This window comes from Azotobacter beijerinckii (genome assembly GCF_900110885.1).
In the GTDB taxonomy this organism is placed as follows: Bacteria; Pseudomonadota; Gammaproteobacteria; order Pseudomonadales; family Pseudomonadaceae; genus Azotobacter; species Azotobacter beijerinckii.
The window spans coordinates 26680-37809 of sequence record NZ_FOFJ01000036.1 but is presented as its reverse complement, the minus strand read 5'-3'; the positions used below and the strand labels follow the sequence as shown (position 1 = coordinate 37809).

16 protein-coding genes are annotated in these 11130 nt (G+C 63.2%); 7 read left to right on the top strand and 9 right to left on the bottom strand.

Annotation, left to right across the window (positions count from 1 at the left end; genetic code table 11):
• The coding region (locus BMY22_RS16185; protein ID WP_425265977.1) for a hypothetical protein at positions 1-315 on the top strand (315 nt) is incomplete at its 5' end.
• Positions 316-378: 63 nt separating this feature from the next.
• Here BMY22_RS16185 and BMY22_RS16180 read toward each other — a convergent pair.
• The 5 genes from BMY22_RS16180 to BMY22_RS16160 form a co-directional block, all read right to left on the bottom strand.
• On the bottom strand, positions 379-675 hold the full coding sequence (locus tag BMY22_RS16180; protein ID WP_090623823.1) for a hypothetical protein: 297 nt from the start codon (positions 673-675) through the stop codon (positions 379-381).
• A 60-nt stretch (positions 676-735) separates the two neighbouring features.
• Positions 736-1383 carry a ParA family protein gene (locus tag BMY22_RS16175; RefSeq protein WP_090623821.1) on the bottom strand — a complete coding sequence of 216 codons (648 nt, stop codon included), beginning with the start codon at positions 1381-1383 and terminating at the stop codon, positions 736-738.
• Between the two features lie 94 nt (positions 1384-1477).
• On the bottom strand, positions 1478-1927 hold the full coding sequence (locus tag BMY22_RS16170) for a hypothetical protein (RefSeq protein ID WP_090623820.1): 450 nt from the start codon (positions 1925-1927) through the stop codon (positions 1478-1480).
• Between the two features lie 29 nt (positions 1928-1956).
• Complete coding sequence (locus BMY22_RS16165; RefSeq protein WP_090623818.1) at positions 1957-2220, bottom strand: hypothetical protein; 264 nt, start codon at positions 2218-2220, stop codon at positions 1957-1959.
• A gap of 93 nt (positions 2221-2313) precedes the next feature.
• Entirely contained in the window at positions 2314-2979 is a 666-nt protein-coding gene (locus BMY22_RS16160) for an XRE family transcriptional regulator (protein ID WP_090623817.1), read from the bottom strand.
• Positions 2980-3137: 158 nt separating this feature from the next.
• Here BMY22_RS16160 and BMY22_RS16155 point away from each other — a divergent pair, with 158 nt between their 5' ends.
• The 3 genes from BMY22_RS16155 (at position 3138) to BMY22_RS16145 (ending at position 4130) form a co-directional block, all read left to right on the top strand.
• Positions 3138-3368 (top strand): MerR family transcriptional regulator, encoded by a 231-nt coding sequence (locus BMY22_RS16155; RefSeq protein ID WP_090623815.1) that lies wholly within the window; start codon positions 3138-3140, stop codon positions 3366-3368.
• A gap of 56 nt (positions 3369-3424) precedes the next feature.
• On the top strand, positions 3425-3733 hold the full coding sequence (locus tag BMY22_RS16150; RefSeq protein ID WP_090623832.1) for an Ogr/Delta-like zinc finger protein: 309 nt from the start codon (positions 3425-3427) through the stop codon (positions 3731-3733).
• Positions 3734-3839: 106 nt separating this feature from the next.
• Complete coding sequence (locus tag BMY22_RS16145) at positions 3840-4130, top strand: troponin (protein ID WP_208599308.1); 291 nt, start codon at positions 3840-3842, stop codon at positions 4128-4130.
• A gap of 545 nt (positions 4131-4675) precedes the next feature.
• On the opposite strand, the gene BMY22_RS16140 is transcribed toward BMY22_RS16145, so the two are convergent.
• The 4 genes from BMY22_RS16140 to BMY22_RS16125 all read right to left on the bottom strand — a co-directional run bounded on the left by BMY22_RS16140 (position 4676) and on the right by BMY22_RS16125 (position 8357).
• On the bottom strand, positions 4676-5086 hold the full coding sequence (locus BMY22_RS16140) for a hypothetical protein (RefSeq protein ID WP_090623814.1): 411 nt from the start codon (positions 5084-5086) through the stop codon (positions 4676-4678).
• A 51-nt stretch (positions 5087-5137) separates the two neighbouring features.
• The gene (locus tag BMY22_RS16135) at positions 5138-5485 is read right to left on the bottom strand and encodes a hypothetical protein (protein ID WP_244158889.1); all 348 of its coding nucleotides are present in this window, start codon (positions 5483-5485) and stop codon (positions 5138-5140) included.
• Positions 5486-5559: 74 nt separating this feature from the next.
• Positions 5560-6600, bottom strand: a complete 1041-nt coding sequence (locus BMY22_RS16130; RefSeq protein ID WP_090623812.1) for a phage portal protein — start codon at positions 6598-6600, stop codon at positions 5560-5562.
• Positions 6600-8357 (bottom strand): terminase ATPase subunit family protein, encoded by a 1758-nt coding sequence (locus BMY22_RS16125; protein ID WP_090623811.1) that lies wholly within the window; start codon positions 8355-8357, stop codon positions 6600-6602. Before BMY22_RS16125 ends, BMY22_RS16130 begins: the two co-directional genes overlap by 1 nt.
• Before the next feature lie 156 nt (positions 8358-8513).
• Between BMY22_RS16125 and BMY22_RS16120 the strand changes: the two genes are divergently transcribed.
• From BMY22_RS16120 to BMY22_RS16110, 3 genes are read left to right on the top strand one after another with little or no spacing between them, the layout of a single operon-like run.
• A complete protein-coding gene (locus BMY22_RS16120) occupies positions 8514-9347 on the top strand; it encodes a GPO family capsid scaffolding protein (protein ID WP_090623810.1) in 834 nt (277 codons plus the stop codon).
• A gap of 24 nt (positions 9348-9371) precedes the next feature.
• On the top strand, positions 9372-10379 hold the full coding sequence (locus BMY22_RS16115) for a phage major capsid protein, P2 family (RefSeq protein WP_090623809.1): 1008 nt from the start codon (positions 9372-9374) through the stop codon (positions 10377-10379).
• Between the two features lie 8 nt (positions 10380-10387).
• Positions 10388-11098 (top strand): phage terminase small subunit, encoded by a 711-nt coding sequence (locus BMY22_RS16110; protein ID WP_090623808.1) that lies wholly within the window; start codon positions 10388-10390, stop codon positions 11096-11098.
• Positions 11099-11130 lie beyond the last annotated feature (32 nt).

Sequence of the window (11130 nt, the reverse complement as noted above, 5' to 3'; positions counted from 1 at the left end):
GCCAGGGCGCATACGCCGGTTCTGGTGGCGGTTGCGCAGCTGGCTCGGTCAGTCATCCAAGAAAGCGAAAGGTTAGCTATGCGCCAGGCCATCCATGAAGACGCCCTGGCCCTGATGATCGCCCAGGGCGCAGCGCGCGAGTTCCTCGCCAGGCGAACCACCGACGGCAAGGCCTGGGCCTTCCATGTACGGATCGGGGTCAACTGGTTGCCGGTGCGTTCGCGTCGCGAGCCGCTGCGCCGCTGGGCCAGCCTGACCGCCGTCGAGCGCTTTGCCGCCGGCCTGGGCGTGCGCTCCTTCCTCGTCGAGCTGTGACCTGTCACGAATGAAAAGCCCCGCGCGAGGAGGCGGGGCTGTTGTGACCGATGGAGTCCTGGTTCAGTTACCAGGAGCCCACCCCTTCGACTGCATGTCTTTCTCGATCACTTCCATCATGTATTGAACGCCCTTAAGCCCGTGTGTGGCGCAGAAGGTGCGGAAGTCCTTCTTGAATTCAGCCGGTACCTTGAAGTTGAAGTCGACAAGGTCCTTGCTGGCCGGCTTGCTTGTGTGGTTACCAACAGCAGCGGTGTCGCTGGACGAGGCCGGCGGTTCACCCTTACCGGAGCGGCGCGCGGATGGTCGCGGGGCGCTGACCAGCGACTTGGTGGATGCGGTGGTGTTCTTCGCTGGCATGAGCATGGTTCCTGTGTGGCTGTTCAAGGCAGGGTAATCGCTAATTAGCGATATCGCTAATTATTTGGCGGCCAGGGCTTCGTAGCGGGCTATTGCCGCGCGGATAACTTGGGTGGCCTGGTCGCGAGGCCCTTTGTACTGAGCCTCTATCATTGACAGGCCGATATCATGGGCGCGGGAAAATGCTGGCTTCTTTGGGATCGCGCCATCGAGCACGTCGAAACGTGTCTTTCTCAGGTAGTCGCGGGCCTCGTCGATTTCCAATGTGCTGCTACCGGTCTGATTGATGACGAAGACGATGCGCTCGGCTTGGATTCCTTCACGGTCGTGCAGGGCATTAGCTAGGGTGACGGCGGGCTCAAGGTCATCAAGGGCAAGGCCGGTTGGGATGACTACTAGATTGGCGGCTGCGGCCATAGCTGCGGTTGCCTTAGTTGCATGGGGGGCGCCGTCGAAGATCAGCATGTCGCAGCCGTCTGCTTTGCTGAGCGCTTGGCCTACGTTGCCGAACTGCCGCACAGTGATGACTGGCTCGAAGCCTCCGCGCAGGCGCCGTTGCTGCCAGGCAGTGGCAGTGCCTTGGTCGATGTCCATGTCGGCGATTTCAGTTTGCCAGCCGGCGCCGGCGAAAGCGACGGCCAGGGCGCGAGCAATGCTGGTTTTCCCTGGGCCGCCTTTCTGTGACAGTACCGCGATCTTATCGCCCATTCCTTCCTCTCCATTGCTAATTAGCGAAATAGCTAATTAGCATAAAGTATAGGAGTGGGTTAAGTTTGTGCAAGCAGAAACGCTATTTAGCTATTTAGCTAAATGTAGAAAGGAAGGCCACCGCCGCTGTCGCGCTGATATAGCTGAACAGCTGGCTGGAGGACCCACTGCTGTCCTTCTTGACAAGGCGGCTTTGACTTGCGATCCGGATGCGCTTCGGTGCTCGTTGCCGCATGCCGTCGACGTCAAGAGATTCCAGTGCGCCGAGCAGTGCCAGCAGAATGCACAGAGCACGAGGGATAAGCACACCGAGCGTGAAGCCTCGGGCGATCATGTGGGGATGGGTTTTTGCGCCGAGCTTTGCCTTGACGCTGGCTTCAAGGTGACGCACGGAAATAGTGTCGGCCTTGAGATCAGATCCGATTTTGCTGGGGGGTTCGCCGTTGGCTAGGCCAACGAGAACGCGCAGTTCCTGCTGGGTTAGGTTCTGCCCTGGGATGCCGATCACGTCCTCGCCGAGGATTTCTTCTGCTGCTGTGTGCATGTGTCGCTGTCCATGCCGAGGGGATTGGATCAGTGCTCCAGTGCAGCCTTGTGCTGCTGGACGGTGGCCGCGAGTTGGTCGAGTTCAGCCGTCAGCGCAGTTGCCAGGTCGGCGATCCGCTCCAGACTGACCGTATCGCCCGTTTCCATGATGCGCAGTGCCAGCGCTTCGATCCCGGCTGCCATGGCGGCTTTCTTGGTAAGTTCCCGGAACAGGGCTGTTTGAGAGACTTCGGTGAAGTGGGTGGCAGCACCGGAAAGGACGGTGGCGAGCGGTTTGTTCTGTTCGGGCATGGGGACTACCTACGGTCTATGCTGTGTTTGAATTACACTTAAAGTGTATTGATTGGCAGTAGAAAAGGCCCTGCATTGGGGCCTTTTTTGGTATTAGCGTATTTGCGTGATGATCACGGCACGGCCAAGGATCGTCAGGTTCGAGAGTTCCGAGGCCGATAGTGACTGGTCTGGGTAATTGTTGCGGTCCTCGGCTTGAACAAGGTAGCCGCCAGTTACAGGTTGGCGTATCCAGCGCAGCTGGATACGGTCGCCAACCAAGATCGCAAAGAGGTCGTCACGGGTGACGCTGCTAACGCTCAGGTCGATCAGGACACGGTCACCGCGCTCGATGAGTCCGGTCATGCTGGAGTCGATTGCCCGGATCAGGAGGACTTTGTTGCGGTCGAGCCCGAGGCTGGCGAGTAGTTCCAGGCTGATGGCCAGGGAGTCGTCGGCCTGGGCGAGGTCCAGTTGACCGAGCCGGGTGCTGATGGTGGTGGGCTTGGGAATGATGTAGTTGCCGGCTTCGGGGGCGTTGCCGTCATTGTTGGTCAGGCCGGCGATATAGGCGGGGGGCTTGCCGAATAAGGTTCCAAGCTCGACGAATTGTTCGAGCTTCGGCGTCCGGATGCCTTGTTCCCAGTTTCCGTATCGCGAGGGGGTAATGGTTTCGCTGGAGATGTTCGACAGGCTGCGGGCGCATTCTTCGAGGGTCCATTCCTTTGCTTGCCGAAGCATGCGAAGGCGCTTGGCTATTTGCTTGCGAAGGTCCGACATTGTTTTCCCTGTGCACGCATGAGGCTGTTTTGATTAGGGCTGTGGGTGTATGAGCGGCGTTTAATATACACCTTGAGTGTAATTTACTCCAAAAAACCATTGAAAAACGGGAGGTCTGCGACCAATCTATACACGAATAGTGTTTTGAGGATCGCTTTGTGGATCTCAATCCATGGATTGACAGCCTTTCAAAGACGGACCCGCTCAGCCAAGCAGCTGAGCTGCTGGGGGAGAAGAGGCGCACGGTCTATTCCTGGGTGCGCTTTGAGCGCGCTCCGTCTTTCAAGGCTGCGATGAACATCGTGAAGGTGTCGGGCGGACTGGTTGACTTCAACGGAATTTATTACCCGTTCGTACGTGAGGTTGAGGCAGGCAATGCGAAGTTCTAGGTCTGCGGCAGGAGTTGCTATCGATCTGCAGCGATCAGCATTTGATGGGGAGCAATATGGTGGGTTTGAAGGGTGGTGGTGGTTATAAAATCATATGCCCGCACTGCGGTAACCGCATGCGAATTCGGACTAGCGAAGGGGTGCATATTTTCCTGCGCATCATCTATCTACAATGCGGCTGGGAAAGCTGTGGCTGGGGGGTCCGGGTAGAGTTCACCATGACGCATCAAATGTCCGCGTCAGGCGATCCTAAACCGGGTGTAGTGTTGCCACTGGGCACTGCGGAGATGCGTCGAGCATCGTTGCTCAGTTACCAGAAGCCGACGGATCAGCTTGATATTTTTGACCAGATGGAGTCTCAGTGATGAGCTGCGATCTCTATCAGGACGTACTACCAGGGCCGGATCTAGGTCACGGCCAGCGCTTCCCCGTCCGCCATGTTCGCAGCTTGGTAGAGCGGAGAGAGTGCCTATGACGGCCAAGAGCGCTGCTGAACGAAAGCGCGACCAGCGTAAGCGAGAGGCCGAGCGTCTGAAGCGCCTCGGTCGTCGCGTCATGCCGCTGGAGCTTTACCAGGGTACGGCCGACGCTCTCGAGCGACTCTGCCTGATCGGCGGATTCGAGCAGCCAGCTGAGGTCATCACTCTGATGATTCATGCCGCCGATCATATCGCCCAGCGTGACCCGTCACGGTTTGCGGAGTTTGTGAGTGTGACAGGTCACGCGCAGGAGCAGGTAGAGCCGCTAGGTTCCACCGACTGATGGAAGCCTGCATCCGTTGTGGTACCGCTCCTGAGCGCCGACATGACCAGGCGACCGGGCGCTACATGGTTGTCTGTCCTGAGTGCAAATCCAGGGGCGAGGCCAGCCTGTCTGAGCGCCGCGCCCTAGCCAGTTGGAGCCTGGTGAACGACGATACATTACCCGCGCACGCTTGTCGGGATGGAGGGCTGCCACGCTTCGTTCAACAGGACGGCGCGTGGGGGACGGTCTGCCCTGGCTGCGGTGTCCTCGATGTCGGATACCAGACGCTTGAGGGCGCTATTGCTGGCTGGATGCGGGAGATTCGCGCACAGCCTGTCAGATACCGACGGTGAAGGGATCTGAAGGTTTTTTCCGCCCATGGAGCCCCCCGCGCAGCGCACAGCCTGCCTCGCTCTGCACCGCTCCGAAGGTGTGAAGAAAAAGCGACCGGTTTAGCCCGCAGGTGCCGTGGGGGGATAACTGCGCGCGCCGGCTCCAGGCAGCCCCGGCGAGCGGGCAAAGAAAAGCCGCCCGTAGGCGGCTGGAGTTGCAGGGGCGGCGATCTACGCCATATAGGCCAGTACCGGTAGCACGTCCTGCGGTGCTCGACCGGTCATGACCAGGAACGCTCGCCAGACGCCATAGGGCACCTTTCTGGAGCCCTCCTTGAACTCCCGCACGCGCCGGTCACCGCTGAGGCCAAGCAGGGCAGCCAGCTTCTTGTCGGTGTTGTATTCGGGGAAGTGCTTCTGGAAGTGCCTGAAATAGGCTGCCACGATGTCCTGGTGCGGCGCCTCCCAGCCCTCGCGCTCGCGGAGCAGGTGGGCACGGGAATAGGCGCTCTCGTCCAGTTCGGTCTGCGGAGCGATCCGCGGCGCCTGCAGGTTGGTCTTGAGCTGGGTAATGGCCTCCTTGGTAGCCTCCTCGAATATCCAGGCTTGCTGTTCGGCGATGCTCGGCAAATCGATCTTCATGTGCTTCCCCTGTTCAGTTGCTGAGATCTGGGGGCCTTGCGGCCCCCCGACTCACCGTGGTGACAGCTCGATGCGTCGAACGTCTGAAACACGGATGTTGACCAGGCTCAGCGTCCCGGTTGCCAGCCTCTGCCAGTGGCCGCTTTGATGTATGTGCATCATCGCGTAGTAGAGGTAGTCAGGGAGGAGGATGTCGGTTCGGTTTACCCGGATGCCGATGTGTTCGCTGTTGAACACTCGGACCGGCTCGCCGCATCGCTCCGCTGAGCCCCGCCGGACTAGCCAGAAGTGAGCCTCTGGGAAGTTCGTGCGGATGGTCGCAACATCTGAAAGCTTCATCTCGTTCCCCGCGGTGGCAACGACTAGCCCCCTCAGGTCGAGTGGCTCTCTGCGTGCCACCAACGGAGTTCAATATAGGCGCAATGCGCCTATATGGCAAGGATTATTTAGGCGCTAAGCGCCTAAATTGTGGGTCAGCCTTGGCCCGGAAGCTCATAGGGCTTGAAGCGGATCACCTCCTCCCCGAGCCACTCATTGACGGCCAGCATGCGCGCCTGGATCGGTTCCAGCTCGTTGGCCGCGTAGACCAACGCCGCCTCCTTTACCGAGCCGAAGCCGCCGGCGTTCTGCGGCACCACCCCCATCAGCTGCGGCGGAATGCGCAGCCCGGCCAGCATGTCGTCGCGGGTGATGTTCTTGATGTTGCCGAACTCGTCCTTGGCCGCCACCTCGCTGACCGGGATCACCTGGACGCCGTCCTTCTTGCCGTTCGGCGAGTAGAGGAACAGGTTGCGGAAGTTGCCCGGCCCCTTGGCGCTGCGCAGCGCCTGGCGAAGGTCGTCGATGTCCTTCTCGTTCTGGCTGGCGTCGCTCATGTAGAGGATGAAGCCGGCATGGCTACCGTTCAGGTAGTAGCGTCGCCGGAACAGCGTGGCCGACTCGTTGAGTAGCGCCGACTGCAGCGCCGCCAGCCACTCCGGCAGCCCGTAAACCTCCTGGTTGATGTCCGCCTCGCGGATGTGGCAGATGCTCCCCGCCTCGAATTCGTGCTCGTCCTGCCAGCCGCGGATCATGAAGTAGCGGTCCAGGTCCTGGCCGCGGCGCATGTACTTGGCCAGCACCGGCTGCAGGCTCAGCGTGGTGCCCAGCATCGAGCGCCGCCGCTCCAGGTAGGCATTGCCGCACCACAGCCAGTCCAGGGCGAACTGCTCGAAGGCCTCCCGGCTCAGCAGTCGGTGGGGGACGAAGGTGCGGCTGAGCATGTTGCGCTTGAAGGTCAGCCCTGACTGCAGGTAGACGCTCGCCCGGGTCGAGCGGGCCAGGCCGTCCAGGTTGATCGGCGGCTCGTACCAGCGGCCGTTGAACCAGCATTCCAGGTAGTCGAGGACTTCCCGGCCATCGAGGACCGGCGTCGGATCGCCGAAGGTGAAGGCCTCGACCCCGCCGGCCAGGGCGGCCGGCTTGCTGGTGGTGGGCGAGCGAAAAACCTGGGCCAGACGGCTGAGTGCGTTCATCAAAAAATCTCCATGCGGCTGGTGTTGGCGGCGGTCTGCCCCTCCAGCGGTTCGTTGTGCAGGGCATGCATGAGCGCCCAGGCGAGGTCGGCGTGGCCGGTTTCCTCGTTGCGCCCGGCGGTGTAGGTGAACTGCCGCCCCGAGGCGGTCATGGTCTTGCGGATCGCCATCATCGAGCTGGCGAGGTCGGTCCAGCCGGCGTCGAACTCCAGCCGGCCGTTGTGGATCACGTCCCAGGCCTTCATCACCAGACGGGTCTTGACCTCCGGCGAGTAGCTGAAGGTGGTCAGGTTCGGGAAGAAGCTGCGCACCAGCTGGGCCACGCCCGTGCCCATGCCGGTGGTATCGATGCCGATATAGGTCACCCAATAGCGCTGTGTGACCTTGCGGATGAATTCGGCTTGCGCGGCGAAGTCCATGCCGCGGAACTGATGCCGCTCTAACACGCGAAACTTGCCGCCCGGGACCAGCGGTGGGGCGACCACCACCAGGCCGGCGCTGTCGCCGGTTTCGGCCGGGTCGTAGCCCACCCACACCTGGCGGTCGCCGAACGGGCGCAGGGCGAACGGCTTGTAGTCCTCGATCCAGGCCTCCCAGCTATCGACCATGCACGGCTGCAGCATCGCCAGCGGGAAGATGCTCGCTCCGTCGTCGACGAACTCGCACATCAGCAGGTTGGCGAACTGCTCGGCGTTGTACTCGAAGCGCAGCTCCTCGAGGTCGAACAGGTCGCAGCCGCGCTGCTCGGCGTCGAGGATGGTGACGATCTGCCGCCAGATCTTGTCCTCGCACCGCCGGCCCTGGGCCAGGGCGTCGTGGGACACGTCGATCGAGATCCGGTCCGCTGCCGGCTTGCCCTCGTTCAGGCGTTCGCCGGTCCACCAGCGATAGGCCGGGTGCCCCTTGCTCGACGGGGTCGAGAAATAGGTCTTGCGCCACTTCTTGTGCAGGGCCATGCCCGAGGCGACCTTGTTCAGCTCGTCGAAGCCGTGGACCCAGAAGAACTCGTCGAAGTAGAAGTTGCCGGAGCGGCCCTGTGCGGTGCGGTAGTTGGTGCCGAGGAAATGCAGCTCGGCGCCGTTCCACAGCACGATGGGGTCGCCGCTCAGTTGCCGGCCGAGCACCTCCTGGATGAAGGCCTGCATGTAGTTCTTGAACTGGTGGGCCTGCGCCTTGCTGGCCGAGAGGAAGATCTGGTTGCGCCCGGTGGTGATGGCGTCGATCAGCGCCTCGCGGGCGAAGTAGTGGGTCGCGCCGATCTGGCGCGACTTCAGCAGCATGCGCGTGCGCTGGTTGCCGGCCCGGTACCAGTCGAGCTGGTAGTCGAAGCAGCCCTCGACGAACGCCTCGGTGAGCTGCTCGATTTCCTCCTCGCCGAACTCGTTGCGTTTGGGCGGCTTTTTCGGCGCCTCGTTGCGCTTAGCCAGGTTCGGGTTGAGGTCGGTTTCGCTGCCGCCGCCCTGGTAGCGCCGGATGCGCGCCTGCCGCTCGAGCTGGCGGTGCAGCAGGTCGATTTCCTTGAAGTCGCCGCCGGTCTTGTTGTCCTTGAGGATCAACTGGACCAGCCGCGCCTCCAGAGCGCCGCCGATGCGCTCGACGTTGTCCGCGCGGTCCCACTCGTCGCGGTTCTTCCAGGTGTGCAGGGTCTTTTCGTTCTCGCCGGTGGCTTCGGCGATTTCGCAGATGCGCCACCCCATCCAGTAGAGGAATTTGGCCTGGCGGCGGGTGTCGAGGGGCAGGAGTTCGATGGCAGTCATGGCGGCGATGCTGCCCGCCCGCGCGCGCCGCCGTTACCGGCCGCCCCTGTAGCGCCGCCCGCTACAACCCCGCGTCGTTGCCGCTGCGGCGGTGCCTCCCGACTATGCCCTCACTGCATCGCCACTCTCCCGGCCCCGCTTTGAGGACTTCCCCGCATGAAGAAATTCCGTTCCAACTGGTTCCGTGTCGCCGTCGAGGGCGCGACCACCGATGGCCGCCAGATCGAGCGCAGCTGGATCGAGGACATGGCCGCCACCTATGACCGCGCCAAGTACGGCGCGCGGATCTGGATGGAGCATTACCGCAGCGCCCTGCCGGACAGTCCGTTCCGCGCCTACGGCGACGTCCTGGCGGCCAAGGCCGAGGAGGTCGAGATCGACGGCCAGAAGCGCCTGGCCCTGTTCGCCCAGATCGAGCCGACCGACGACCTGGTCAATATGGTCAACAAGCTCAAGCAGAAGATCTTCACCAGCATCGAGATCACCCCGAAGTTCGCCGACAGCGGCCGCGCCTACTTGTCCGGCCTGGCCGTCACCGACTCCCCGGCCAGCATCGGCACCGAGATGCTGGCCTTCGCCCAACAGCACCCGGACGCCTCTCCGCTCAAGGGCCGCAAGCAGCACGCGGACGCCCTGTTCAGCGTGGCCACCGAGACGCTGCTGGAGTTCGAGGAAATCGAGGACAAGCCGGGAATCGGCGCGGCGCTGTTCGCCCGGGTGCAGGAACTGCTCAAGGGCGGCAAGGAGAAGACCGACGGCGAGTTCGCCCAAGTCGGCCAGGCCGTCGAGGCTATCGCCGAGCACGTCAAGCAGCAGGCCGAGGCTTTCGCCGTCGAGCAACAGACCACCGCCGCCCTGCGGGCCGAGCTGAACCAGGTCAAGGCCGACTTCACCGAGCTGAAGGCCCGCCTCGGCACCACCCAGGACCACAAGCAGACGCAACGCCCGACGGCCACCGGCGGCACCGACCGCATCGAAACCGACTGCTGATCCCCGCATTCACCGGAGCACCCCATGCGCAACGATACCCGCGAACTCTTCGACGCCTACCTGGACAAGATCGCCAAACTGAACGGCGTGGCCGACGTCGGCCGCAAATTCACCGCGACTCCCGCCGTGGAGCAGCGGCTGGAAAACCGCATCCAGGAAACCAGCCAGTTCCTGACCATGATCAACATGATCGGCGTGCGTGAGCAGAAGGGCGAGAAGATCGGCCTCGGCATCTCCGGGCCGGTCGCCAGCACCACCAACACCGCCACCACCGACCGCGCCACCACCGACCTCAGCTCGCTCGACCCGCGCGGCTACGAGTGCGAGCAGACCAACTTCGACACCCACCTGACCTATGCGCGCCTCGACGCCTGGGCCAAGTTTCCCGATTTCCAGGCCCGCGTGCGCGACGCCATCGTCAAGCGCCAGGCCCTGGATCGCATCATGATCGGCTGGAACGGCACCTCCCACGCGGCTACTTCCAACCCGGCCACCAACCCACTGCGCCAGGACGTCAACATCGGCTGGCTGCAGAAGATGCGTACCGAGAACGCCGCCCGCGTGCTCGACGAGGTGGTCGCTGCCAGTGGCCAGGTCAAGATCGGCGCGACCGGCAACTACAAGAACCTCGATGCCCTGGTCTTCGACCTGGTCGGCGACATGCTCGAACCCTGGTACCAGGACGACACCGAACTGGTGGTCATCTGTGGTCGCCAGCTGCTGGCCGACAAGTACTTCCCGATCATCAACCAGGACCAGGCGCCCTCCGAGCAACTGGCCGCCGACGTGGTCACCAGCCAGAAGCGCATCGGCGGCCTGCCGGCCGTGCGCGTGCCGTACTTCCCGGCCGACGCCCTGCTGGTCACCCGCCTGGACAACCTGTCGATCTACTGGCAGGAGGCTACCCGCCGCCGGACCATCGTCGAAAACGCCAAGCGCGACCGCATCGAGAACTTCGAATCGGTCAACGACGCCTACGTCATCGAGGACCTCGGCTGCGCGGCGATGGCCGAAAACATCGTGCTGGTCTGAGGTGCGCCATGACCAGTCCTTGCCGTCGCCACTTCGAGAAGGTCCGGGCCGCCCAGGAGACCGCCGCCACCGCTCCCGGCCAGTCCATGGCCGGCGCGACCGCCTACGAGCTGCAGCTGCTGCAGCTCGCCCAGGACCGCGCCCGGCTCAAGCAGATCCAGTCCGAGCAGGGCAAGGCCGAACTCAAGCGTCAGCTGCTGCCGGCCTACGCGCCCTACGTCGAGGGCGTGCTGTCCGCCGGGCAGGGCGCCCAGGACGAGGTGCTGACCACTGTCATGGTCTGGCGGATGGATGCCGGCGACTACCCCGGCGCTCTGGACATCGCCGAGTACGTGCTGCGCCACGGGCTGCTCATGCCCGACCGCTTTGCCCGCACCACCGGCTGTTTGGTCGCCGAGGAAATCGCCAACGCCGCCCTCAAGGCGCAGAAGACCGGCGGCACCTTCGACCTGGCGGTGCTGGAGCGCACTCAAAAACTCACCGCCGCGCAGGACATGCCCGACGAGGCGCGCGCCAAGCTGCTGCTGGCCACCGGGCGCGCCACCCTCGACGGCGAGGCGCCTGGGCTGCCGCGCCTGCTGATCGGCATCGACCTGCTCAAGCGGGCCATCGATCTGCATAGCAGCTGCGGCGGCAAGAAGGACCTGGAGCGCGCCGAGCGCCTCCTGAAGAACATCGCGGCCCCGGAGGCTCCCGAGGCCTCCGCCGCCGCGGACTGAGCGTCCCCACGCGAACCCGGCGGCGCGGGGCC

Excerpts from the sequence above, each read along its gene's own strand:
- BMY22_RS16180 (WP_090623823.1), bottom strand. The coding sequence starts at position 675 with ATGCCAGCGAAGAACACCACCGCATCCACCAAGTCGCTGGTCAGCGCC.
- BMY22_RS16175 (WP_090623821.1), bottom strand. The coding sequence starts at position 1,383 with ATGGGCGATAAGATCGCGGTACTGTCACAGAAAGGCGGCCCAGGGAAA.
- BMY22_RS16170 (WP_090623820.1), bottom strand. The coding sequence starts at position 1,927 with ATGCACACAGCAGCAGAAGAAATCCTCGGCGAGGACGTGATCGGCATC.
- BMY22_RS16165 (WP_090623818.1), bottom strand. The coding sequence starts at position 2,220 with ATGCCCGAACAGAACAAACCGCTCGCCACCGTCCTTTCCGGTGCTGCC.
- BMY22_RS16160 (WP_090623817.1), bottom strand. The coding sequence starts at position 2,979 with ATGTCGGACCTTCGCAAGCAAATAGCCAAGCGCCTTCGCATGCTTCGG.
- BMY22_RS16150 (WP_090623832.1), top strand. The coding sequence starts at position 3,425 with ATGGTGGGTTTGAAGGGTGGTGGTGGTTATAAAATCATATGCCCGCAC.
- BMY22_RS16145 (WP_208599308.1), top strand. The coding sequence starts at position 3,840 with ATGACGGCCAAGAGCGCTGCTGAACGAAAGCGCGACCAGCGTAAGCGA.
- BMY22_RS16140 (WP_090623814.1), bottom strand. The coding sequence starts at position 5,086 with ATGAAGATCGATTTGCCGAGCATCGCCGAACAGCAAGCCTGGATATTC.
- BMY22_RS16130 (WP_090623812.1), bottom strand. The coding sequence starts at position 6,600 with ATGAACGCACTCAGCCGTCTGGCCCAGGTTTTTCGCTCGCCCACCACC.
- BMY22_RS16125 (WP_090623811.1), bottom strand. The coding sequence starts at position 8,357 with ATGACTGCCATCGAACTCCTGCCCCTCGACACCCGCCGCCAGGCCAAA.
- BMY22_RS16120 (WP_090623810.1), top strand. The coding sequence starts at position 8,514 with ATGAAGAAATTCCGTTCCAACTGGTTCCGTGTCGCCGTCGAGGGCGCG.
- BMY22_RS16115 (WP_090623809.1), top strand. The coding sequence starts at position 9,372 with ATGCGCAACGATACCCGCGAACTCTTCGACGCCTACCTGGACAAGATC.
- BMY22_RS16110 (WP_090623808.1), top strand. The coding sequence starts at position 10,388 with ATGACCAGTCCTTGCCGTCGCCACTTCGAGAAGGTCCGGGCCGCCCAG.